This window comes from Pseudarthrobacter sp. R1, assembly GCF_024494415.1.
Classification (GTDB): Bacteria; Actinomycetota; Actinomycetes; order Actinomycetales; family Micrococcaceae; genus Arthrobacter.
In genome coordinates, this window is record NZ_JAMKFI010000008.1 from 315,592 (window position 1) to 339,337 (window position 23,746).

A 23,746-nucleotide genomic window follows, 5' to 3' on the forward strand; every position below is an offset into this window, starting at 1 on the left:
CTACTTCCTCTTCCCTGCAACGCGGCCGGCGGTACTGCCGGCCGCGCCGGAAACGCTCCGGGTCATCGCGCCGCCGGTGATCAGGTGCGCCACCACAATCTGTACCAGCGCCAGGGCCAGCAGCAGGGCGAGGGGCAGCGTCCAGCCGCCGGTGGCGCTGTGCAGGAGGCCCATCCCGAACGGGCCGGCGGTGGCGAGCAGGTAGCCCGAGGACTGGGCCAGCGTGGACAACGCCGTGGTTTCGGCCGTGCTCGCGCCGCTGCGGCTGATCATCACCATCACCAGCGGGAAGATGCCCAGGCCGAAGCCCAGCAGGACCGCGGGAACGATGGCCAGGCTCACGGGCAACACCAGGAGCATGGCCAGGCCCACCGCCATGGTGATGCTGACCAGGTAGAACGCGGGGCGCAGCATCCTGGAACGGGAACCGATGGCGATGAGCAGCATGCCCGCGGGGACGGACACCAGCTGCATCAGTCCGAACATCAGTCCGCTCCCGGAGGCGTCCATCCCCATGTTGGTGAGCATGTACGGGAACCAGCTCAGCAACGCATAGGCCAGCAGTGCCTGCAGCGTGAAAATGGCCGTCAGCAGCAGCCCTTTCCTGGTCCGCAGCAACGGCCAGGGGGACACATGCCCCGCCGTCGAACGCGTGCTGTTCCGGTGCGCATGCAACGCCACGGGAAGGAAGCCCAGGAACGCCGCCACGGCAGTGATGCCGATGGCGCCGACGGCGGCTGACGGTGAGCCCAGGGCTTGCGCCAGTGGAACGACGGCGACGGAGGTGACAGTTGCTCCGGTGGTCATGGTCACCGTATAAACGGCGGTCATGAGGGATGTCCGGGAGGCGAAGTGTTCCCGGATGAAGGACGGCATGGCCACGTTGCAGACGGCGAGCCCGGACATTCCCACTACACTGCCGGCCACCAGCATCCCGGTTGCGGGGATTCCGCGGAGCAGGAGGCCGCCGGCCAGCATGGCCAGGGACAAAAGGATCGCCTTCTCAACACCCAGCTTGCCGGTGAGCCAGGAGGTACCGGCGCCCGCCAGGGCGAAGCACAGGGTGGGAATGGACGGAATGAACGCAGCCACCAGCGGCCCATAGCCCAGCACCGTTTGAAGGTCATGCAGCAGCGCCGATGCCCCGGTGATGCCCGCCCGCAGATTGAGCCCGATCAGCACCAGCGCAATAACACCGAATACGACGGCGGATCGCGGCTTGGTGAGCGGGGTACCGGAGGCAGGTGCGGACGCAGCACGCGCCGGCGACGGCATGTGGGGCGCGGGGGACGGCGCCGTGAAGACCGCGGAGGGTGCGGCAGCAGGGGCGGGGGGAGTGGCGGGCATTTTTCTAGGCTAAAGGTTAGACGTTTGATGTCTCCAGTTTTGTGGCGAAGCTCTCCCGGCCCGTCCTGCCAGCGCAATAGACTTCCACCGAGGGCATGGATGCCATCCGGCCCGTATGCAGCACCAACGCGGAAGGACGGCTGTGAAGGCTTCCCAAGGGATCGAGATCGAAAAGAAGTACGACGTCGGCAATGACGCCACAGTGCCCGCGCTGGAACAACTGCCCGGCGTTGCCCGCGTCGGAACTCCCCACACCGCTGTGCTGGAGGCCGTCTACTTCGATACCGACCGGCACGCGCTCGCAGCCCGCCGCATCACCCTGCGCCGCCGTACCGGGGGGATCGACGCCGGCTGGCACCTGAAGCTGCCCCCGGCAGCCCAAACCGGCACCGGAACAGAACCCCAGCAGCGCCGGGAGCTGCACGCCCCTCTTGGCCAGCCCGACGTCGTACCCGACAACCTGCTGGCCCGCGTGCAGGCGTACCTCCGTGGCACGAAAGTGGCTCCCGTGGTCCGGCTGGAAACCCGGCGCACCACCCACCCGCTCTACGGGGAGGACGGCGCTCATCTGGCAGACCTGGCGGACGACGAAGTGGAGGCGACACGCCTGCACCGCGAACCCGCGGATGAACAGCCGCAGCGCTGGCGGGAGTGGGAACTGGAACTCGTCAACGGCAGTCCGGACCTGTTTGGCCCCGCAGAGCAACTCCTCGCCGCCGCCGGCGCCCGTCCCGCCGGCCACGCATCCAAACTCGCGCGGGCACTCGGCAGCGCTGCAAACGGGAGCGGAGAACAGGAAACGGAAAGTCCCGCTGCGCTCCTGGCCGGAAAGAAGGCCCCGGCAGCCGCCGTCGTCACCGTCTATGTGGCGGAGCAGCTGCGCCAACTCTTCTCCGGGGATGCCGCCGTCCGGCTGGAGGAGCCGGAGGCCGTCCACGATATGAGGTCCGCAACCCGGCGGATCCGGTCCGTGCTGGCCGCGTACCGCAAGCTGTACAGGGCTGTCCCGGTACGTCGCCTCCGGGACGAACTTGGCTGGCTCGGCCACCTGCTGGGCGAACCCCGTGACGCCGAAGTCCTGCTGGGCCGGCTGCGGGGCCATCTTGATGAGCTGCCGCCGGGCGAGGGGACGGACGCAGCGCGGGAACAGGTGGAGCGCAAGGCCGGTGCTGCCTTCGACGCCGGATACCGCCGGCTCCAGGCGGCGCTGCAGTCGGAACGCTATTTCCGGCTGCTGAACGATCTTGAGGACTTCTGCCGCCAGCCGCCGGTGCTGTCGCAGGCCGTGGCCCCCGGGCGGAGCGTTACCGCAAAGGTGGTGGAGAAGTCCGCCCGCCGGCTGCGCCGCTCGCAAAAGGCTGCAGCGCATGCCAGGCGCGGGACGGCCCACGAAAACGCCCTCCACCAGGTGCGCAAGGACGCCAAGCGGCTTCGCCATGTGGCCGAGTCGGCAGGGCTGGTACGCGGTAAACGGGCGCGGAAAGTGGCCAAGGCCGCCCACCGGCAGCAGAGGATCCTGGGTGACTTCCACGACGCCGTGATTGCGCGGAACCTGCTGCAGTCACTCGAAGCAGGCCACATGCTGCCGGAGCCCACGGCCGAGGCTCTGGCCGCGCTGCGGATCCGCCAGGCGGAACTCATGGATAGGGCCGAGGCCAAGTACCGCAAAGCCCGTAAGAAGTCCCGCGGCCTGCTGAAACCCCGGGTCATTTAGTCCCCGGGCGCTCACACCAAGCGGTGCAGCGGCTACTTGCCCTGGCGTGCGGACAGTCGGGCCACCGCCAGTGCCAGCCACAGCTGCACGCGGTCGGTGGTGACGGCGGGATCGTAGCCGGTCAGTTCGGTGATCTGTGCCAGCCGGTACCGGACCGTGTTCCGGTGCAGGGTGAGCTCCTCGGCGACGGCGGCCACGGAGCCGTTGTTGTTGAGGTAGCTTTCCAGCGTGGTCATCAGTTCCGCACCATGGGCCGCGTCGAACATCCGGAGTGGATTGAGGGACTCGTGCGCCATATCGGCCAGCGGCACATCCTCACTCGCCAGCAGCAGCGACGTCAGGCTCAGCCGCTCCGGCTCGTTGACGGGCAGCCCGTGGCTCGCGGCATCGCGTGCCTCGAAGTAGCTCCAGCGCAGGCCGTTCGGCTTGGTGTACGCGCCGCCGATGCCGATGGTCGCATGGATGCCCGCCTCGGCCAGGTGGTCGCTCAACTTCCGCGCCAGGGACGGTGCCGCGCCGCCGTCGTCGTTCAATACCAGCACCAGGTCCTTGCCCACGACGGCGGCAACCGCCTTCTCCAGTTCCCGCGGCACCGAGGTGCTCACCAGGGCCTTGTGGTGGGTGGCGGAGACGGCCAGCAACACCACATTCTTGCGGGTGCTGTTCACGCCGACGCCGGCCAGCCGGCGTTGGGCCTCGCTGGTTTCCAGCGCCCCGTGGATCACATCCTCCAGCACCTGCCCGCATAGCGCCCGCTCGGCCTGGCGCTGCTTGACCATGTTGTTCAGTTCAACGCTGATCAGGTTCTGGGCATACCCGATGATGCCGGTGTCCTCGAAGGGCCTGCGGACCCACAGCGTGCAGGCGTCGCGCCGGCCGGTGGGGATGGGGTAGGAGGCCCAGGTGTCGGCCTGCGGCGTGTCCTTGCTGCTGTTGTACAGCTGGGCCGTGAACTGCGTGAGGACAATGTCCGCGCGAAGCATGCCGCCCAGGTGCTTTAACAGCTCGGCCAGGCCACCGCCCGTCAGCAGGGCACGGGCCAGCACCTGGTGTCCTGCGATCAGCCGCTCCAGCTTCGCGTAGTGGTCCGCGGACTGGGCATCCGCCACCAGCTTGCCGATGGCAATGAACGGCGTCTCGTACGGGACCTCCACCACGGGCAGGCCCCAACGGTTCGCCTCGGCGAGCAGCGCAGGCGGCACTGCCTCATGGGAAAGGCCCACGCCAAAACCGATACCGACGGCACCGGCCCGCTGCACCTGCCGGACAAACCGCCGCTGCTCGGGCGCGGACTTCAGCCGCAGGCCAGTGGTGAGGATCAACTCGCCGCCGTTGATGAACCGCTGCGGATCCTCCAGCTCGGTCACTGCCACCCAGTTGATGTCCTGGTGCCACGTCGTCTCGGCAAGCCCTGCTTTGGACAGGTTCAGGGATTTGACACCCAGGAGGGCAGCAAGGGAAATGGCCATGGGACCAAGGATAAACGGCTGCTAGTCAACCGCACTAAAAAGCAGCAGAAAGGGTGTGCAGGTGGCTATTCACGGCGCAGGGGTGCTGGCATAGGCTCAAGGCAGTCAAATCCATCCGCCTTGCCGCCGATGGCCCCCAGGAAAGAGGTTGCACACCGTGGTCCAAACCTTGCAGAACTTCATCAACGGCGCGTTTGTTACGCCTGCCGGTACCGGCACGCTGGACATCGTCAACCCCACCAACGGTGACGTTGTGGCGTACTCGCCCATCTCCGTGCAGGAAGACGTTGACGCGGCCATGGCAGCCGCCAAGGAGGCCTTCAAGAGCTGGAAGCACGTCACGCCGGGCCAGCGGCAGCTGATGCTGCTCAAGCTGGCAGACGCCATCGAGGCCAACAGCGACGAACTGGTGGAGGCGCAGCACCGCAACACCGGCCAAGTGCGGTCCCTGATCGCCTCGGAGGAAATTGCCGCCGGCGCTGACCAGCTGCGCTTCTTCGCCGGCGCCGCGCGGATCCTCGAAGGCAAGTCCGCCGGTGAATACTTCGAGGGCCACACCTCCTACGTCCGCCGGGAACCCATCGGCGTCGTGGCCCAGGTTGCCCCGTGGAACTACCCGTTCCTCATGGCCATCTGGAAGATCGGCCCCGCGCTCGCAGCCGGGAACACCGTAGTGCTCAAGCCCTCGGACACCACGCCTGAGTCAACCCTGGTCCTGGCCCGCCTCGCCGGTGACATCCTGCCCGCCGGCGTCCTGAACGTTGTGCTGGGCACGGGCAAGACCGGCGCCATGATGGTGGACCACAAGGTCCCGGGACTCGTGTCCATCACCGGCTCCGTCCGCGCCGGCATCGCCGTCGCCTCCGGTGCAGCCAAGGGCCTCAAGCGTGCCCACCTGGAGCTGGGCGGCAAGGCGCCGGCCATCGTCTTCAAGGACGCCGACATCAAAAAGAGCGCCGCAGCGATTGCCGAGTTCGCGTTCTTCAACGCCGGCCAGGACTGCACGGCCATCACCCGCGTGCTGGTGGAGGAATCCGTGCACGACGACGTGGTGGCAGCCATGGTGGAACACACCAGGACCCTCCGCACGGGTTCACAGAACGACGAAGACAACTACTTCGGCCCGCTGAACAACGTAAACCACTTCAACCAGGTCACCTCCGTGGTGGAAAGCCTGCCCGCGCACTGCCGGATCGAAACCGGCGGGCACCGGGCGGGGGAAAAGGGCTTCTTCTTTGAGCCCACCATCATCACCGGCGCGAAGCAGTCGGACAGCATCGTCCAGCAGGAAACGTTCGGCCCGGTCATCACCGTGCAAAAGTTCAGCACGGAGCAGGAAGCCGTGGAGCTGGCCAACGACGTTGACTACGCCCTGGCCTCCAGCGTGTGGACGTCCAACCACGGCACCGCCATGCGCCTGAGCCGCGACCTGGACTTCGGCGCCGTCTGGATCAACACCCACATCCTGCTCACCGCCGAAATGCCCCACGGCGGCTTCAAGCAGTCCGGCTACGGCAAGGACCTCTCCATGTACGGCGTCGAGGACTACACGCGCATCAAGCACGTGATGTCTGCGCTCGACGCCTAATCCTGCCCCCTAACCTCGCTCCGCTTCGGCCAAGGAACTCCGCCGGCGTGGCCCCATCCAGCAAGGAAAGAATCATCATGACCACCACCGCATCAGACATCACCTTCCGCCTGGAGCAGAAGCGGCGCGTCCAGGCCGACTTCCCGGGCCCCAAGTCGCTGGCCCTGGCAGAGCGGCGCAAGGCCGTCGTCGCCGCGGGCGTCGCGTCCGGCGTCCCGGTCTACGTTGCAGACGCCGACGGCGGCATCATCCACGACGTGGACGGCAACTCCTTTATTGACCTGGGTTCAGGCATTGCCGTGACCAGCGTCGGAGCCTCCGATCCCGCCGTCGTGGGCGCCGTGAAGGAAGCCGTGGAGCACTTCACGCACACCTGCTTTATGGTCACGCCGTACGAAGGCTACGTGGCCGTCGCCGAGCAGCTGAACCGCCTCACCCCGGGCGACCACGAAAAGCGCACTGTCCTGTTCAACTCCGGTGCGGAGGCAGTGGAGAACGCCATTAAGGTGGCCCGCCTGGCCACCGGGCGCGACGCCGTCGTGGCGTTCGACCACGCCTACCACGGCCGCACCAACCTCACCATGGCGCTGACCGCCAAGGCCATGCCGTACAAGACCAACTTCGGCCCGTTCGCGCCCGAGGTCTACCGCATGCCCATGAGCTACCCGTACCGTGAGGAAAACCCGGATATCACCGGTGCCGAGGCCGCCAAGCGCGCCATCACCATGATCGAAAAGCAGATCGGCGGCGACCAGGTTGCCGCGATCATCATCGAACCCATCCAGGGTGAGGGCGGCTTCATCGTCCCGGCCGAGGGCTTCCTCCCAGCGCTGGCAGCATGGGCCAAGGAAAAGGGCATCGTCTTCATCGCGGACGAGGTCCAGTCCGGTTTCTGCCGCACCGGTGAATGGTTCGCCGTCAACCACGAAGGCGTCATCCCGGACATCATGACCCTCGCCAAGGGCATCGCCGGCGGCATGCCGCTCTCCGCGATCACCGGCCGGGCAGACCTGCTCGACGCCGTCCACCCCGGCGGTCTCGGCGGCACCTACGGCGGCAACCCTGTGGCCTGCGCCGCCGCACTCGCCTCCATTGGCACCATGGAGGAATACGACCTGGCCGGCCGCGCCCGCCACATCGAAGCCCTCGCCACCACCCGGCTGCGGGAACTGCAGGAGGAACTGGCCGGTGCCGGGTCTGCAGTGATCGGGGACATCCGGGGCCGCGGCGCGATGCTGGCCATCGAACTGGTCCAGGCAGGCTCAAAGGAACCGAACCCGGAGCTGACCAAAGCCGTCGCCGCCGCCTGCCTCAAGGAAGGCGTCATCATCCTGACCTGCGGCACCTACGGCAATGTGATCCGCCTGCTGCCGCCGCTGGTCATTACAGATGAACTGCTGAACGACGGCCTGGACGTCCTTGCTGCGGCCATCAAGGCCAACGCATAACGGCAGCCAACTAGAGTTAGCGTCCCCTCGCAACGGCGCGAACAAACCCCCAGGCCCCGGAACTACCGTTCCGGGGCCTGGGGGTTTAACTGCGGTCTATTCTTACGCCGCTATCTGACGTCGTTGTCCGGTCCGCCGATGACCACCTGCGCCGGGCTGTGCAGGACGTACCCGTTGAGCCAGGAAAACAGGGCACGCACTTTCTGCTGGAATCCGGACAGGAGTGCAAGGTGCACCAGGAGCCAGGACATAAAAGCCAAGGACCCCTGAAGCTGGACGCGCTTGCGGCCGAGCTCAGCGACGGCGGCGCCCCGGCCGATCATGGCCATGTATCCCTTGTCCGTGTAGTGGAAAGGCTGCCGGGTGCCGCCGTTGAGGTCGGCGTAGACGTTGCGGGCAGCCCACTTTCCGGCCTGCTGGGCCACGGAGCCAAGCTGCGGCAGTTTCGCCCCGGTTGAATCGGTGATGTTGGCTGCGTCGCCGATGACGTAGACGCCTTCTGGACCGGGAGCAGTCAGATCCGTGCGGACGTCGATCCGTCCGCCTTTTCCCTGGGGAAGCCCCGAGCCGGCCAGCAGATCGCCGGCTTTCAAACCGCCGGCCCAAACCACGATGCCGCCCGGGATGTCCGTCCCGTCGGCAAGGGTCACACCGTCCGCCCGCACCTCGGTCACGCCGACTCCCATGTGCAGTTGGACGCCGATCTTCGTCAGGCGCTGCCGGGTATATTCCTGGGACTTCGACGAGAACATGGTCAGAACCGTCGGGACCATGTCCACCAGGTGCACGCGGCACCGTGCCGCGAGCTCAGGGGAAAAGTACTTGGTCACCACGAATTTGATGTTTTCCGCCAGGGCTCCGGCGGTCTCCACGCCGGTGGGGCCGCCGCCCACCACCACCATGTCCACTTTGGAGCCTGGCTCCCTGTCCGCCCGGTCCAGCAGCCGCGTCACGCTGGTGCCGAGCCGGGTGGCGTCCGTGACCGAATACAACGGGAAGGCATGTTCCTCCGCGCCGGGGGTATTGAAAAAGTTGGGCACCGCGCCGACGGCGATAACCAGGGCCTGGGCCCGGAAGGTGTCACCCTCGGCGGTGGTGACAGTGTGGTTCCCGGCATCGATTGCGGCCACGTCCGCGGTCAGGACCCGCACGTTGCGAAGCCGCCGGAAGACCGACCGAATGGGCCGGGCGATGGCAGACACGCCGATCTGCGATGTGGCCACCTGGTACAGCAGGGGCTGGAACTGGTGGTAGTTGTTCGAGTCAATAAGCAGGACGCGCACGCCCTTGCGGCCAAGTTCCTTGGCTGCTGCTATGCCCGCGAAACCGGCCCCGACCACGATCACCTGATATGAGTCCTCCATCCGAGCAACCTACTCCACAGGGGTTCCCGGCAACAGTGCCTAGGAGGATTTCAGTGCGGCCTTGCTCCGCCGGCGCGCCACCGATGTTTTGCGGGCGGTCCGCAGCATGTCCACGGTCAGGACGAGCAAGGCCACCCAGACCACACCGAACCCGATCCACCGGTCGAGGGTCATCGCTTCTTTGAACACCACGAGGGCCAGGACAAACTGCAGCAGGGGTGCGAAGTACTGGAGCAGCCCGATGGTGGTCATGGGGAGCCTGCGCGCCGAGGCCCCGAAGAACAGCAACGGAACAGCGGTGATCACACCGGAGGCCAGCAGGAGCCAGAAATGGCCCGGGCCCTGGGTGGTGAGGGTCGCCGTTCCGGTTACGGCGAGGTAGACCATGGTTACCGCCGCGAACGGGGCCAGCACCATGGTTTCCACACTGAGGCTGGTGACGGCGTCCACCCTGGGGCCAACACGTTTCTTGACGAAGCCGTAGAGGCCAAAGCTGAACGCCAAGGTGAGCGCGATCCACGGCAGCTTGCCGTAGGAATACGTGAGTACGCCCACCGCAACGAACCCGATGCCTACCGCCGCCCACTGGAGCGGGCGGAGCTTTTCCTTCAGCACAAACACGCCCAGCAGGACGGAGACCAGCGGGTTGATGAAGTAGCCGAGGGAGGCCTCCACTGCCTGGCCGGTGGTCACGCCATAGGTGTAGGTCAGCCAGTTGACGGCGATCAGGAACGCGGCCAGTGCCAAGGAACCAAACACGGCGCGGTTCCGCAGCGCGCCGGCCAGAGCACCCCATGAACGGGTGACGGTGATCAGCAGCGCGCAGAACAGCAGCGACCACACCACGCGGTTCGCCACGATTTCCACGGCGCCGGCCGGCATCAGGACAAAGAAGTACAGGGGGAGCAGCCCCCACAGCCCGTACGCCCCGATGCCAAAGAGGATTCCCGCCGTCGTCTCCTTTTCCACTGCCTTTGGCGGCGCACCCTTGCTGCCTGCCGCGGGCGTTGCCGCTGGTGCCGGAACTTCCGACGTCGGCGCGGAGGGCGATGCTGGAGGTGCGGCCGGAGCAGGGACAGGCGAGGGGGATCCATCGGGAGAAGGCACGGTATCCATAACATCAGTTCCAGGGCAGGTATTCCGGCAAATAGTCAGTAGGCTTGCTTTTATGATATTTGCCGACGGGCTGGAGGCCACCCGATGAGGCTCCGGCGCAGCAACGCCTCGGGCCGCGGATACCGCCGGGTCGCCGCAGGCAAGGGTTTCAGCTACCGGGACCTCGATGGTTCGACGCTGCCGCCGGGGCCTGTTCGTGAGCGGTTGGAGAGCATCGGAATCCCGCCGGCCTGGACGGACGTATGGATAGCGCCGTTCGAAAACGGGCATATCCAGGCCACCGGGGTGGATGCTGTGGGCCGGCGGCAGTACATCTACCACCCGGAATGGCGGGAACGGAAGGACCGGGTGAAGTTCGACCGGGCCCTGCAGCTGGCCGAATCGCTTCCCGCCGCCCGCCGTCGCGTCACCATGGACCTCCGTGGCGAGGGGTTCTCCCGCGAGCGCGTCCTCGCCGGAGCCTTCAGGATGCTGGACAGCGGGTCCCTACGGGTGGGGTCCGAGCGGTACACCAACGAAAACGGCAGCCACGGGCTCGCCACCCTGCTGTGTGCCCACGTCCATGTGCGCAAGGACCGGATCCATCTGCGGTTCCCGGCCAAGAGCGGCAAGGACTGGGAGTCCGAAATCCGCGACGCCGACCTCGCCGCCCTGCTGCGCCTGCTCAAGCGGCGCGGCGCGAACGCCAGGCTCCTGGCGTATAAGGAAGGCCGGCATTGGCGGCCCGTCACCAGCGCGGACATCAACGCGTACGTGAAGGAGCGGACCGGTTCGGACTTCACGGCCAAGGACTTCCGGACCCTGCGCGGCACGGTGGCGGCTGCCGCCAGCCTGTCCCGCACCGGCCCCCAGCGGACGGCGGCCAAACGCAAGCGGGCCATCAGCCGTGCCATGATCGAAGCGTCCGAAGTGCTGGGCAACACCCCATCGATTGCCCGCAAGAGCTATGTGGACCCGCGCGTGCTGGACCACTACCACGAGGGCGAAACCATCGACCCCAAGCGGCCTGACTCCGCCGAAGCCGAACTGCGTGCGCTGCTCTACCGCGAAGGCAACGTGGTGCCGCTCGCGAAAAGCGGCTAGGTGTATTGACCTGAGAGGTTGGTGACGCGGCTGGCCGGTGGCTGACCTTTGAGTGAGGTGTGGCCTCGATGATGATTGTAGTGATGGAGCCAGTCGGCGAAAGCGGCAACACGCTCGGTCTCAGCGCGTTAGCATGGGACATTGAAGACCTCCTTGTGGTTCGGACTCTAGACAAGCCCCACTCCACTTGGAGGTCTTCTTTTTGTCACCTAACCACGCCGCATGTTCCTAACGTCCGTGGTCAATACAGCTAGGCGTTACGGGCGGCATTATTTCGCGGAACCGGCCAATTAGAATAAGTGACTGTGCGCTGCACCTGCCGCGTATCGTCAACGGCCAGAAGGGTCCCAGGTGTCCAACCACGGCGAAACCACCCCCGCACGTCCCCTCCGTGTAGCGATTGTGGGCGCGGGACCTGCCGGTGTCTACGCTGCGGACATCCTCACCAAGTCCAGGGGCGTCAAGGACGGCGACTTCGAGGTCAGCATCGACCTCTTCGAGGCCTATCCTGCGCCGTACGGGCTGATCCGGTACGGGGTGGCGCCGGACCATCCGCGGATCAAGGGGATCGTCAACGCCCTGCACAAGGTCCTGGACCGCGGTGACATCCGGTTCCTGGGCAACGTGACCTACGGGCGGGACCTCACCCTGCACGATTTCCGTGCGTTCTACGACGCCGTCATTTTCTCCACCGGGGCCGTCAAGGATGCGGACCTGGCCATCCCGGGCATTGACCTGCAGGGCTCCTTCGGCGGGGCGGATTTTGTTTCCTGGTACGACGGGCACCCGGACGTCCCCCGCGAATGGCCGCTCGAGGCGAAGGAAATCGCCGTGATCGGCAACGGCAACGTGGCCCTGGACGTCGCCCGAATGCTGGTGAAGCACCCGGAGGAGCTGCTTTCCACCGAAATTCCGGACAACGTGTACCAGGGGCTGAAGGCTTCGCCGGTCACGGACGTGCACGTTTTTGGCCGCCGCGGCCCGGCCCAGGTGAAGTTCACGCCCCTTGAGCTGCGCGAGCTCAGCCACATGAATGACGTGGACATCGTGCTCTATCCCGAGGACTTCGAGTTCGATGAGGCCTCCGATGAAGCGATCCGCAGCAACAACCAGATCAAGACCATGGTGAACACCCTCACCAACTGGCTGGTGGAGGAGCACACCGAGTCCGAGAACCCGTCCTCCCGCCGCCTGCACCTGCACTTCCTGCACAGCCCGGTGGAGATTTACGACGACGGCGGCTCGGGCAAGGTGGCGGGCATCAAGTTTGAGCGCATGCAGCTTGACGGCACCGGCAACGCCAAGGGCACGGGCGAGTTCATCGACTACCCGGTGCAGGCCGTCTACCGCGCCATCGGTTACCACGGCTCGGCCCTTGATGAGCTGGAGTACGACGCCAAACGCGGGGTCATCCCCAACGAAGGCGGCCGCGTACTGGATGCCGAAGGCAACCCGGTCCCGGGAATCTACGCCACCGGCTGGATCAAACGCGGACCTGTCGGGCTGATCGGCCATACCAAGGGTGACGCCCTGGAAACGATCGGCTTCCTCCTGGAAAACCGGCTCACGCTCCCTCCTGCCCAGAATCCTGACCCGCAGGCCATCATCCGCCTGCTGGAAGAGCGCGGCATCGAATACACCACGTGGGAAGGCTGGAACAGGCTCGACGCCCACGAAGCAGCCCTGGGTGCTGCCTGGACCGGGCCGGAAGGCGCGGACCACGTGGTGCGCGAACGCATCAAGGTGGTGCCGCGCGAGGAGATGATCCGCATCTCCCGCGCCTGACGTTCCCACCCTCCACCTCCCCTGCTAGGTGGGGGAGGAGGGCCGCGTTAGAATGGCGACCACCCCTTGGCCGGCTGAGATGAAGCCGCGCCCGCAGGCAGCAGCAGGAGTTCAATGAGGAACCTGATCCAGCCAGGCCCGGCAGCCGACGCCGAACCGCGCCAGCGTGCCGCCCTCGCCGGGCATGAATACCTGGACAATAGTTTCCGGGACATCAATTTTTTGGAAAGCGCCGCGGTCACGGAGACCTCGGAGCTCCCCGGGCTGCGGAAACTCATCAGGGAGTCCTGGCAGCGGTCTGCCAGTTTCAAGGCGGACCCGGACAACGCTGCAGCCCCGCTGGCGATCGACCGGGACGAGCTCGAGGACTACCGGCGGCAGCATCCGCTGGCTGCCATCATGCCGGTCATCAACAAGCTCCTGGTCCAGCCCAGCCATGACAGCGGACTGCTGGTGGCGGTGGGGGATGAGGTCGGGCGCCTGCTGTGGGTGGAGGGTGACCCAGGCCTCCGGCGGCGTGCAGAGGGCATGATGTTCGTTCCTGGCGCTGACTGGTCGGAGGCGACCGTAGGCACCAGTGCGCCGGGCACTGCCCTCGCCCTTGGCCGCGGCATCCAGATCGCCGGTGCCGAACACTACCAGCGGGCCGTGCACCCTTGGAGCTGCACGGCTGTTCCGTTTCACGACCCCGACTCCGGGGCGGTGCTGGGAGTCGTGGACATCACTGGCACGGCCACCGCCGTGGCACCGCACACGCTGTCCCTCGTGGAGGCAACGGTGGCTGCCGCCCAGGCACAGCTGCGTGTTGAACGCCTCCAGCGTGCGGCCGAAGCCACGGGCAGGCCGGCACGACGGCGGTCGCCACGGGCCGCATCCCGGCCACCGGGCGAAGGCAGCACGGACGGCAGCCTCTACCGGAACAGCCTTCAGCTGCTGGGCCGCGACCAGGCCTTGCTCAGCCTGGGCGGCAGGACCGTTGCACTGTCCGCCCGGCACAGCGAAATCCTTGCCCTGCTAAGCACCCACCCGGGCGGACTCAGCGCCGAGGAGCTCAACCTCCTGCTCTACCGCGGGGATGGTTCCACCATCACGCTCCGTGCCGAAATGGTGCGCCTGCGCAAAGTCCTTCAGCAACTCAACCCGGACGCCGTTCCGGGCTCCCGGCCGTACCGCCTTCCCCTCGACCTCGTCCCGGACAGTGCCCAGGTGCTGAGCTGCCTGCAGCGCGGCGCCCACCGGATCGCCTTGGAGATTTACCGCGGCGCAGTGCTTCCCCGCTCCGAGGCGCCGGGCATTATCAAGCTGCGGAACAAAGTTTCGTCACTGCTGCGGGAAGCAGTCATGACGGACGGCAGCGCCGAGTCGCTGCTCAGGTACGCCGAGCTCCCGGAGGCAAGGGACGACGTCGGCATCCGCCGTGCCGCGCTCCGCCTCCTTCCGCCGCGCTCGCCCAAGCGGGCCGCCGTCGTCGCGGACCTCGAGCGGCTGGAAGCCGAACTGCACGCCTAATCCCCACCCGCTCCTCAAGGTTGCAACCTTGCTGCAACCTTCCCGCTCCTACGCTGGCTCCAACGGCGAAAGCCTGACCTGCACAGCAAAGGAGCTAGCAATGACTGTTTACGCACAGCCCGGAACCGAGGGCTCGAAAGTCACTTTCAAGGACCGCTACGAGAACTGGATCGGCGGGGAGTGGGTGGCCCCGGTGAAGGGGCAGTACTTCGAAAACATCACTCCGGTTACGGGCAAAGCCTTCTGTGAAGTGGCCCGCGGCACGGCCGAGGACATCGAACTGGCGCTCGATGCCGCGCACAAGATTGCACCGTCCTGGGGAAAGACTTCCGTGGCCGAGCGCGCCGCGATCCTGAACAAAATCGCGGACCGCATCGATGAGAACCTGGAAATGCTGGCAGTGGCCGAGTCCTGGGACAACGGCAAGCCCATCCGCGAAACCCTCAACGCGGACCTTCCGCTCGCCGCCGACCACTTCCGCTATTTCGCCTCGGCCGTCCGCGCCCAGGAGGGCAGGCTGTCCCAGCTCGACGACGACACCACGGCCTATCACTTCCACGAACCCCTCGGCGTCGTCGGCCAGATCATCCCCTGGAACTTCCCCATCCTCATGGCCGTGTGGAAGCTCGCCCCCGCACTTGCGGCAGGCAATGCGGTGGTGCTCAAGCCGGCCGAGCAGACGCCGTCGTCCATCCTGGTCCTGATGGAACTCATCGGAGACCTGCTCCCAGCCGGCGTGATCAACGTGGTTAACGGCTTCGGAGTGGAGGCGGGCAAACCGCTTGCGTCCAGCCCCCGGATCCGCAAGATCGCGTTCACCGGCGAGACCACCACAGGCCGCCTCATCAGCCAGTACGCCAGCCAGAACCTCATTCCAGTCACGCTGGAGCTGGGCGGCAAGAGCCCGAACGTCTTCTTCAACGACGTCGCCCAGGACAATGACGCGTTTTACGATAAGGCACAGGAAGGGTTCGCGCTGTTCGCCTTCAACCAAGGGGAGGTGTGCACCTGCCCGTCCCGCGCGCTGGTGCAGGAGGACATTTACGAGTCCTTTATGGCCGATGCCGTGGCCCGGGTGGAAAAGATGGTGCAGGGCAATCCGCTGGACACCGAGACGCAGGTGGGCGCGCAGGCCTCGAATGACCAGCTGGAAAAGATCCTCTCCTACATTGACATCGGAAAGCAGGAGGGCGCCAAGGTCCTCACCGGAGGCGGCCGTGCCGAGCTGCCCGGCGACTTGGCCGGCGGGTACTATGTCCAGCCGACCGTGTTCGAAGGCCACAACAAGATGCGTATCTTCCAGGAGGAGATTTTCGGCCCGGTCGTCGCCGTGACGAAGTTCAGCGACTACAGCGACGCCATGGGCATTGCCAACGACACCCTTTATGGGCTGGGTGCAGGAGTGTGGTCCCGCAACGGCAATGTGGCCTACCGCGCCGGCCGCGAGATCCAGGCCGGGCGCGTCTGGGTCAACAACTACCACGCCTACCCGGCCGGGGCCGCGTTCGGAGGGTACAAGTCTTCCGGCATCGGGCGTGAGAACCACGCGATGATGCTGGACCACTACCAGCAGACCAAGAACCTGCTGGTCAGCTACAACGAAAACAAGCTGGGCTTCTTCTAGGCCATGGCTCCGAGAAGCGCGATCGACGCCGCGGTGACGCTGCCCGGGGAGGACTTTTCCCGGGTGGCGCTCACGCCCGAGGCCGCGGAACTGTTGCGGAAGCTCTGGCTCCGGCACGGGCCGCTGATGTTCCACCAGTCCGGCGGGTGCTGCGACGGGTCATCGCCCATGTGTTTCCCTGTGGGCGACTTCCTCACCGGTGACTCCGATGTCCTGCTGGGCCTGTTCGATGTCTCCGATGGCCTTGAACCCCAGCCCCTTGAGTTCTGGATGTCCCGGGAGCAGTTCAACTACTGGAGCCACACGCACCTGACCGTTGATGTGGTGCCGGGGCGGGGCAGCGGTTTCTCGGTGGAAGCACCCGAAGGCAAACGGTTCCTGATCCGTTCAACCCTCATGGACTGGCCGCATAGCAGTTCGACATAAAGCGCTTGAGACCCTCCGCTTGGAGGGTCTCAACCGTTTCCACGGAACAGAGTTCGGCCGGGTGGCCGTCTCACCATTCGGGACAATTGGGACCGTCCAGTGGATGGACCTATCGTTGATAGGTCTGTTTCCATCAGAAATCAGGATAGTGATCCCCTTATGAACCTTCTCCGGACCAAATCGATCGAGCAGTCGATGGCCGACGCCGATGAACCCGGACGCAAGCTCAAGCGGTCCCTTAGCACCTGGGACCTCATGATCATGGGCGTTGCAGTGGCCGTGGGCGCCGGTATCTTCTCCGTCGGCGCCAAGGCAGCAGCCAACTTCTCCGGCCCTGCCGTCACGCTGTCCTTCGCGATCGCCGCCATCACCTGCGCCCTTGCCATCATGTGCTACGCCGAGTTCGCCACCGCCATTCCCGTGGCCGGCTCCGCCTACGTCTTCACCTACGCCACGATGGGTGAACTCCTTGCCTGGATCATCGGCTGGAACCTGATCCTCGAGCTCTTCACAGCAGCTGCGGTCATCGCCAAGTACTGGGGCATCTACCTCAGCAAGGTCTTCGCCCTTATGGGCGCCGACATCCCGGCGGCACTCTCCCTCGGCGGCGTGGACCTCTACTGGGGCGCCTTCCTGATCGTTGCCGTCTTTACGGTGCTGCTGGTGCTGGGCACCAAGCTGTCTGCCCGCGTGGGCAACATCTTCACCCTGATCAAGATCGGCGTGGTCCTCTTTGTGATCATCGTCGGCTTCACCTACGTGAAGTTCGAAAACTACAGCCCGTTCATCCCGGCTGCCGAGCCGACCGGCGGCACCGGCACTGCAGATGTTCTGAAGCAGTCGTTCTTCGGCTTCCTCACCGGAGCTGCCCCAGCACAGTACGGCACCCTCGGCATCTTCGCCGGCGCGGCCCTGGTATTCTTCGCCTTCATCGGCTTCGACGTGGTGGCCACGTCCGCCGAGGAAGTCAAGAACCCGCAGAAGACCCTGCCGCGCGGCATCTTCGGCGGCCTTGCCCTGGTGACCCTCCTGTACATCCTGGTTTCCCTGGCCCTGACCGGCATGGTGTCCTACACCCAGCTGGCCGAGGCGGAGAGCCCTACCCTCACCACCGCTTTCGAAGCTGTGGGCGACACGTCCGCGGCCAAGGTCATTGCCTTCGGTTCCCTGGTGGGCCTGACAACCGTGATTATGGTGCTCCTCATGGGGCTGTCCCGCGTGGTCCTTGCCATGAGCCGCGACGGCCTCCTGCCCCGTTCACTGTCCAAGACAAGTGACAAGCGCTCCACTCCGGTGCGCCTCCAGGTCATCTGCGGCGCCGCGGTTGCGCTGGTGGCCGGCCTGACCAATGTGGACCTGCTTGAGGAAATGATCAACATCGGCACGCTCTCCGCGTTTGTGGTGGTGAGCCTGGGCATCCTGGTGCTGCGCAAGAAGCGCCCGGACCTGAAGCCGGCCTTCCGCGTCCCGTTTGGCAAGGTCCTGCCGATCGTCTCCGCCGTGCTGTGCCTGTACCTGATGACCAACCTGGCGGTGGAAACCTGGATCTTCTTTGCCATCTGGCTGGTGATTGGCCTCGCCATCTACTTCGCCTACGGCCAGCGCCACTCCAGGCTGAACGAACGATTCGCTGAGGCCAACACGGCTGTCAACGGCGCTCCCGCTGCATCGACCCAGGATGACGAGGACGAGCTGACCCGCGCCTGACGCCGTAAAAGTTGTTCAACCAAGCTATGCCAACCGCCCGCTGATTCGTGATCAGCGGGCGGTTCTGCTTTCTTCCACCCGATGGCGCTGGAGAATGTACGTGCAACCCGGGCGGCTTTGGAGTTCAATAAAAGCTGGACCTGAGGCGGGCCCAATGACGCCTATGGGAGGAAGCGGGCGCTATGGAGAACACCATGGAGTCGGTGGCAAGGGCCTTTTCAAGCCACCGGTTTGAGGATTCCCTTCCCCAGCTGGACGACGACGTTGCCTGGGAGCTTGTGGGCGGCGAAGAGCTCAGGGGCAAGGCGGCCGTTGTGGATGTCTGCACATCCCTGGCCCGGGACCTCCAGGACGTGCACACCAGTTTTGACCAGTTCAGGGTGGTGGTGGCCCCTGACTCCGTTGTGGTTGACAGCGTTGCCAGCTACCTCGCCATGGACGGCAGCATCAGCAGGGTTGCGTCGTGCGACATCTACGACTTCGCGGACGGTCGGGTGGTCCGGATCCGCTCCTACAACGTGGAACTGGCTCCGGACACTGCCGGCTGACGCTCACGGCGCGGCGTGGCGGCCAACCCAGTCCACCAACGGCCGCAGTTCATCCCACAACGCCCCGATCTCCTGGACTGCTGCAGGAGTGTCCAGCCAGTCCGGTCGGCCCAGGTCCGTGCTGGCCGCGAGGGATTTGTGCTTCAGGAGCTCGCCCCGCGGATGGTCCCGCGGGTACCCGCGCGGGACAGTCTTGAGCTTCTCTCCCTCCACAGCGAAACCAGCAGCACCGACGGCGTCGATGATATGCCGCAGTGATTCTCCTGTTCCGGAGGCGTCGACCGAGTTGCGGTACCGCACCAGCTGGGCGGGTGTGTGGGAGTGGTAGCCGCCGCCCACCAGGAGCCCCTCGGCGCTGACCTGCAGGTAGTAGCCCATCCCTTCCTGGATGGAGGCAAAAGCACCCTGTGCTGTCTTGTACGGCGATTTGTCCAGGGAGAACCGGATGTCCCTGTTGGGCCGGAAGATCCTGCCGGGACCGAACCGGGGCTCCAGTTCGGCGAGCAGGAGCGTGATTGGTTCACGGACCAGCTCCTGGTACCTGTCCTTATGCTCCAGCCACCACTCACGATTGTTGTTGTCCTGCAGCTCTTTGTAGAACTCGAAGGCGCCGACGGGGATGCCCTGGAAAGTTGTCATGCGTCGATCCTAGGGACGGCTGCCAGTTGGGAGCTATGGGGCTCAGGGGCTATGTGGAAAGCGCCGCTTATGTGGAAAGCAAAAAACCACCCTGTCACGGGAATCCGCGACAGGGTGGTTTTCAGCAGCTTAAGGCGGATTAGCCGATCTTGTTGGCAGCCTCTGCATCGGAGGACGGTGCCGACGCAACAGCTACGGCGCCGAGATTGGCGCGGAGCTTCGCGCCGAGTTCGGCGTCAACGTTGGTCCAGTACTGGATGGCGCGTTCCTTGATGCCGGGGCTCTTGACGCCGCCCACTGCACCGGTGATGGTCTCGAGCAGGCGGGCCTTGGCGCCGTCGTCGTAAACCTCGCGGTACAGGGTGCCGGCCTGGATGAAGTCGCTGTCCTCGGCGTGGAGGGAGTGCGCGGCAAGGGTCAGCTCGCCGTCGTTCTCCCAGCCCCCGGCCGGGTTCTGCGGCTCAACTGCAGCCGGGCCACCAACGGAGTTGGGGGCGTAGACCGGGACGGAGGGCGCGTTGAAGTGGTACCGCCCAGCCCCGTCCTGGCTGTAGTTGTTGACCTGGTTCTTCGGCTGGTTCACCGGGATCTGGGCGTGGTTGGTGCCCACGCGGTAGCGGTGTGCGTCAGCGTAGGAGAAGATGCGGGCCTGCAGCATCTTGTCCGGGGAAGCGGCGATGCCCGGCACGAAGTTCGAGGGGGCAAAGGTGGCCTGCTCGATCTGCGCGAAGTAGTTCTCCGGGTTCCGGTTCAGCTCCATGGTGCCCACCTTGATCAGGGGGTAGTCGCCGTGCGGCCACACCTTGGTCAGGTCGAACGGGTTGAAGCGGTAGGTCTTGGCGTCCTCGTACGGCATGACCTGGACGTGCAGGTCCCAGGACGGGAAGTTGCCGGCTTCGATGTTCTCGGACAGGTCGCGGATGTAGAAGTCCGCGTCCGAACCGGCCAGGGCCTCTGCCTGCTCGCTGGACATCGAGTTCACGCCCTGGTTGGACTTGAAGTGGTACTTCACCCAGAAGCGCTCGCCTTCGGCGTTGATCCACTGGTAGGTGTGTGAGCCGTAGCCCTGCATTTCGCGCCAGGAGGCGGGCAGGCCGCGGTCACCCATGAGCCAGGTGACCTGGTGTGCGGACTCGGGGGAGAGGGTCCAGAAGTCCCACTGCATATCGGCGTCGCGCAGGTGGGTGCCGGGGAGGCGCTTCTGGGAGTGGATGAAGTCCGGGAACTTGATGCCGTCGCGGATGAAAAACACCGGGGTGTTGTTGCCCACGAGGTCGTAGTTGCCCTCGGAGGTGTAGAACTTCACGGCGAAACCGCGGGGATCGCGCCAGGTGTCCGGGGAACCGTTCTCGCCGGCCACGGAGGAGAAGCGGATCAGCATCTCGGTTTCGACGCCGGGCTGGAGGAAGGCTGCCTTCGTGTACTTGGACACGTCCTCGGTGGTCTTGAACGTACCGAATGCACCGCCGCCCTTGGCGTGCACTACGCGCTCCGGAACCCGCTCGCGGTTGAACTGGGCGAGCTTTTCCACCAGGTAGTGGTCAGTCAGGATGATGGCACCGTCGGCACCGACTGACTTTGAGTGTGCGTCGGACGTAACGGGGGCACCTGACTGGGTTGTTGAAATGGCAGTCATTGTTCTCCTATTTCTCTATTTCTTCTGAGGGACGATTGGAAGGAAGTTGTTGGGACTGCTGGCAGTCCTGGCAGATGCCCTGGTACATCACATCGGCGATCTGGATGGTCATGGGCTTGGCGTTCTCGTCCCAGTGGGGCGTGAGGCAGGGGGCGTGGCCCACTGCGCAGTCCACGTCCTCCACGCGGCCGCAGCTGATGCAGATGGCGTGATGGTGGTTGTCCCCGACCCGGGTTTCGTACAGCGCGGGGGAGTGCGGGGGTTCGAACCTGCGAAGCATGTGCAGGTCCGTCAGGTCTCCGAGGACCACGTACACAGACTGGGCCGTGAGTTCCGGAAGCTCGGCGCGGGCCGCGGCCAGGATGCTTTCGGCAGGAGAGTGGGGATGCCGTTCGACGGCGGTGAGCACCGCCAGCCGCTGTTTGGTCACCCTGCGGCCATGGGCGCGCAGGGCGGCAGCCCATGCCTCGTGGCCGTCAAAGTGCTCTGTCATGACACTATTGAAGCACTTATTATGAACATCTCACAATAAGGCTTGGCTTACCTCGCGGGACCCTTTGGCAACTTCTGCACCACGAGGGGATGCAGGGTGATAAAGCTGCGCTTTTCAAAAGAGCGCACGGAACCCTGCTCCGTGGAAAGCCGTTCCCATAGAAGAGGAGGATGAGAAGTGCACAAACACCACAACGGACTCAAGACGGCTGCGCTGTTCGGGATCCTGTGGGCGGTACTGCTGGGCCTCGGGGCGCTGATTGGCGCCAGTACCCGCAGTTCTGCTCCCATCTGGATCATGGCGCTGGTGGGGGTGGCGACGACGGCGTACGGCTATTGGAACAGCGACAAAATCGCCATCCGGTCCATGCAGGCCTATCCTGTCGCCGAGGCGCAGGCTCCGCAGCTGTACCAGATAGTCCGGGAGCTCTCCGTCCGCGCCAACCAGCCGATGCCGCGCATTTACCTCTCACCCACGATGAATCCGAACGCGTTCGCCACCGGGCGCAATCCGAGGAACGCCGCCGTCTGCTGCACCGAGGGGATCCTGCAGCTCCTGAACGCCCGCGAGCTCCGCGGAGTCCTCGGACACGAACTCATGCACGTCTACAACCGGGACATCCTCACATCCTCGGTGGCGGCCGCTGTTGCGGGCGTCATCACCTCGGTGGGGCAGATGCTGCTGTTCTTCGGCGGCGACCGGCGCAACTCGAATCCGTTGGCGATGCTGGCGATGGCTTTGCTGGCGCCTTTCGCGGCGTCCCTGATCCAGCTGGCCATCTCCCGGACCCGGGAGTACGACGCCGACGAGGACGGCGCACAGCTGACCGGCGATCCGCTGGCGCTCGCCTCAGCCCTGGCCAAGATCGAGCGCGGCGTGGGCATCGCCCCGCTGCCGCAGGACCAGCGGCTGGTCAACGCGTCCCACCTGATGATCGCCAACCCGTTCCGCGGCGGAGCGATGAACAAGCTTTTCGCCACCCACCCGCCCATGCGGGACCGGATTTCGCGGCTGGAGCGGATGGCGGGGCGGCCGCTGGTTTAGCTGGGTTCGTTGGTTTAGCTGCGGCCTTGTGGGCGACGCGCGGATACACCGCGAGACGCAAGAGGCCGGCAACGCCCCTTATTTGGGCGTCGCCGGCCTTTTGCTTAGCGGCAATTACAGGCGCGTCGAAAACGACGGTCCGCTGCTAGCTGCGGAAGTTCACAAACTGAAGATCGGCCTCGTCGAAGTCCTTGAGCAGTGCCATGGTGGCCTGCAGATCGTCGCGGGACTTGGACGTGACGCGCAGTTCGTCGCCCTGGATCTGGGACTTCACGGACTTGGGGGCTTCGTCGCGGATCAGCTTGTTGATCTTCTTCGCCAGGTCCTGGGCGATGCCCTCCTTGATGGAGGCCTCGAGACGGAACTCCTTGCCGGAGGCGTACGGTTCGCCGGTATCCAATGACTTCAGCGAAATGCCGCGGCGGATCAGCTTTGACTGCAGGACATCCAACACCGCCAGGACGCGTTCCTCGGAATTGGCCTTCATCAGGATCTTCTCGCCGCTGAAGTCCACCTCGGCACCCACGCCCTTGAAGTCGTAGCGTTGGGCCAGTTCCTTCTGTGCCTGGTTGAGGGCGTTTGCCACTTCCTGCTTGTCCACTTTGCTTACGACGTCGAACGTTGACTCGCCTGCCATGACTCTCCTTGTGCTGGTGGGGCCCCGTCAGCGGACAGGGCTTGGGTGGCTGGATTCAAGCCTAATACGGATGCTCCCGTTGAGGGGTGAGCCGTATTCACAGTTCCCTCTCAGCGGACGCTCCGGGGGAACGAAGGAGTCCCGGACAGAGTTGTAGGAGTTGGAAAGCTGCACGAAGGGAACACCATGCACCGCAATGCCGTCCGATATGTCACACGCACCACCTCGGCGGCGGCCGGCGCGGTGGCCACAGCAGCAACGTCGGTGGCGGCAGCGGCGGTGGCTGCCTCCATCATCTTCAGCCCGGTGGCGGACGCCTCCTCGCGGCTGGAGGGCGTCCACGCTGACCTGGTCCGTGCCGTCCAGCTGAACCAGATCACCGAGGAGCAGGCCCTTAAGTTCGAGGCGAAGCTCGCCGGGAGGATCCTGGGCGACGCCTGACGTGAGCGTGCTCCGGAGGGTCTGAAAGCCCGAATTTCCCCGCCGTTGCGGGCCTGCGGGGGCCGATTCGATTCTTCGGCGGAAGTTCTGTATTGTTGTGTTGCCCGCGGTTACTGGAAGCGGAACGG

Annotated in this window: 20 protein-coding genes and 1 pseudogene; 12 read left to right on the forward strand and 9 right to left on the reverse strand. The window is 65.3% G+C overall.

Translation table 11 applies throughout. The annotated features are described in order from the left end of the window. Complete coding sequence (locus M8J71_RS12260) at positions 1 to 1,347, reverse strand: MFS transporter (protein WP_256248178.1); 1,347 nt, start codon at positions 1,345 to 1,347, stop codon at positions 1 to 3. A gap of 142 nt (positions 1,348 to 1,489) precedes the next feature. On the opposite strand from M8J71_RS12260, the gene M8J71_RS12265 reads away from it, so the two are divergent. Then, a complete protein-coding gene (locus tag M8J71_RS12265; RefSeq protein ID WP_256248179.1) occupies positions 1,490 to 3,061 on the forward strand; it encodes a CYTH and CHAD domain-containing protein in 1,572 nt (523 codons plus the stop codon). A gap of 32 nt (positions 3,062 to 3,093) precedes the next feature. Here M8J71_RS12265 and M8J71_RS12270 read toward each other — a convergent pair whose 3' ends face one another. After that, the gene (locus M8J71_RS12270; RefSeq protein WP_256248180.1) at positions 3,094 to 4,530 is read right to left on the reverse strand and encodes a PucR family transcriptional regulator; all 1,437 of its coding nucleotides are present in this window, start codon (positions 4,528 to 4,530) and stop codon (positions 3,094 to 3,096) included. Positions 4,531 to 4,687: 157 nt separating this feature from the next. Here M8J71_RS12270 and M8J71_RS12275 point away from each other — a divergent pair, with 157 nt between their 5' ends. Further along, positions 4,688 to 6,118: a gamma-aminobutyraldehyde dehydrogenase gene (locus M8J71_RS12275; RefSeq protein WP_256248181.1), complete on the forward strand. Its 1,431-nt coding sequence runs from the start codon at positions 4,688 to 4,690 to the stop codon at positions 6,116 to 6,118. A gap of 77 nt (positions 6,119 to 6,195) precedes the next feature. Further along, positions 6,196 to 7,566 carry a 4-aminobutyrate--2-oxoglutarate transaminase gene (gene gabT, locus M8J71_RS12280; protein WP_256248182.1) on the forward strand — a complete coding sequence of 457 codons (1,371 nt, stop codon included), beginning with the start codon at positions 6,196 to 6,198 and terminating at the stop codon, positions 7,564 to 7,566. A 110-nt stretch (positions 7,567 to 7,676) separates the two neighbouring features. Here the strand turns inward: gabT and M8J71_RS12285 are convergent, their stop codons facing one another. Together M8J71_RS12285 and rarD are read right to left on the reverse strand one after the other, a co-directional pair. Next, positions 7,677 to 8,930: an NAD(P)/FAD-dependent oxidoreductase gene (locus tag M8J71_RS12285; RefSeq protein ID WP_256248183.1), complete on the reverse strand. Its 1,254-nt coding sequence runs from the start codon at positions 8,928 to 8,930 to the stop codon at positions 7,677 to 7,679. Between the two features lie 39 nt (positions 8,931 to 8,969). Further along, a complete protein-coding gene (gene rarD, locus M8J71_RS12290) occupies positions 8,970 to 10,046 on the reverse strand; it encodes an EamA family transporter RarD (protein ID WP_256248184.1) in 1,077 nt (358 codons plus the stop codon). Positions 10,047 to 10,130: 84 nt separating this feature from the next. Here rarD and M8J71_RS12295 point away from each other — a divergent pair, with 84 nt between their 5' ends. Next, entirely contained in the window at positions 10,131 to 11,129 is a 999-nt protein-coding gene (locus M8J71_RS12295) for a DNA topoisomerase IB (protein WP_256248185.1), read from the forward strand. Here the strand turns inward: M8J71_RS12295 and M8J71_RS12300 are convergent. Continuing rightward, a pseudogene (locus M8J71_RS12300) lies at positions 11,126 to 11,230 on the reverse strand (IS481 family transposase); the annotation flags it as partial. The gene M8J71_RS12295 and the pseudogene M8J71_RS12300 overlap by 4 nt on opposite strands. Positions 11,231 to 11,480: 250 nt before the next feature. On the opposite strand from M8J71_RS12300, the gene M8J71_RS12305 reads away from it, so the two are divergent. The 6 genes from M8J71_RS12305 (at position 11,481) to M8J71_RS12330 (ending at position 18,728) form a co-directional block, all read left to right on the forward strand. Continuing rightward, a complete protein-coding gene (locus M8J71_RS12305) occupies positions 11,481 to 12,914 on the forward strand; it encodes an FAD-dependent oxidoreductase (protein ID WP_256248186.1) in 1,434 nt (477 codons plus the stop codon). A gap of 114 nt (positions 12,915 to 13,028) precedes the next feature. Then, positions 13,029 to 14,423 (forward strand): GAF domain-containing protein, encoded by a 1,395-nt coding sequence (locus M8J71_RS12310; protein ID WP_256248187.1) that lies wholly within the window; start codon positions 13,029 to 13,031, stop codon positions 14,421 to 14,423. Positions 14,424 to 14,523: 100 nt separating this feature from the next. Next, positions 14,524 to 16,047 carry an acetaldehyde dehydrogenase ExaC gene (gene exaC, locus M8J71_RS12315; protein WP_256248188.1) on the forward strand — a complete coding sequence of 508 codons (1,524 nt, stop codon included), beginning with the start codon at positions 14,524 to 14,526 and terminating at the stop codon, positions 16,045 to 16,047. Between the two features lie 3 nt (positions 16,048 to 16,050). Continuing rightward, a complete protein-coding gene (locus M8J71_RS12320) occupies positions 16,051 to 16,473 on the forward strand; it encodes a DUF779 domain-containing protein (protein WP_256248189.1) in 423 nt (140 codons plus the stop codon). A gap of 159 nt (positions 16,474 to 16,632) precedes the next feature. Next, the gene (locus tag M8J71_RS12325) at positions 16,633 to 18,180 is read left to right on the forward strand and encodes an amino acid permease (RefSeq protein ID WP_256248190.1); all 1,548 of its coding nucleotides are present in this window, start codon (positions 16,633 to 16,635) and stop codon (positions 18,178 to 18,180) included. A gap of 182 nt (positions 18,181 to 18,362) precedes the next feature. Beyond that, the gene (locus M8J71_RS12330; RefSeq protein ID WP_256248191.1) at positions 18,363 to 18,728 is read left to right on the forward strand and encodes a nuclear transport factor 2 family protein; all 366 of its coding nucleotides are present in this window, start codon (positions 18,363 to 18,365) and stop codon (positions 18,726 to 18,728) included. 3 nt (positions 18,729 to 18,731) lie between these two features. On the opposite strand, the gene M8J71_RS12335 is transcribed toward M8J71_RS12330, so the two are convergent. The 3 genes from M8J71_RS12335 to M8J71_RS12345 form a co-directional block, all read right to left on the reverse strand. Further along, a complete protein-coding gene (locus tag M8J71_RS12335; protein ID WP_256248192.1) occupies positions 18,732 to 19,367 on the reverse strand; it encodes a DUF2461 domain-containing protein in 636 nt (211 codons plus the stop codon). A 139-nt stretch (positions 19,368 to 19,506) separates the two neighbouring features. Then, positions 19,507 to 21,003, reverse strand: coding sequence for a catalase (locus tag M8J71_RS12340; protein ID WP_256248193.1), 1,497 nt, complete (start codon positions 21,001 to 21,003; stop codon positions 19,507 to 19,509). Between the two features lie 7 nt (positions 21,004 to 21,010). Next, a complete protein-coding gene (locus M8J71_RS12345) occupies positions 21,011 to 21,496 on the reverse strand; it encodes a Fur family transcriptional regulator (RefSeq protein WP_163161728.1) in 486 nt (161 codons plus the stop codon). Positions 21,497 to 21,673: 177 nt separating this feature from the next. On the opposite strand from M8J71_RS12345, the gene htpX reads away from it, so the two are divergent. Next, positions 21,674 to 22,540 (forward strand): zinc metalloprotease HtpX, encoded by an 867-nt coding sequence (gene htpX, locus M8J71_RS12350; RefSeq protein ID WP_256248194.1) that lies wholly within the window; start codon positions 21,674 to 21,676, stop codon positions 22,538 to 22,540. Positions 22,541 to 22,685: 145 nt separating this feature from the next. Here htpX and M8J71_RS12355 read toward each other — a convergent pair whose 3' ends face one another. Further along, positions 22,686 to 23,177, reverse strand: a complete 492-nt coding sequence (locus M8J71_RS12355; RefSeq protein ID WP_050054209.1) for a YajQ family cyclic di-GMP-binding protein — start codon at positions 23,175 to 23,177, stop codon at positions 22,686 to 22,688. Positions 23,178 to 23,363: 186 nt separating this feature from the next. Between M8J71_RS12355 and M8J71_RS12360 the strand changes: the two genes are divergently transcribed. Next, the gene (locus M8J71_RS12360) at positions 23,364 to 23,618 is read left to right on the forward strand and encodes a hypothetical protein (protein WP_256248195.1); all 255 of its coding nucleotides are present in this window, start codon (positions 23,364 to 23,366) and stop codon (positions 23,616 to 23,618) included. Positions 23,619 to 23,746 lie beyond the last annotated feature (128 nt).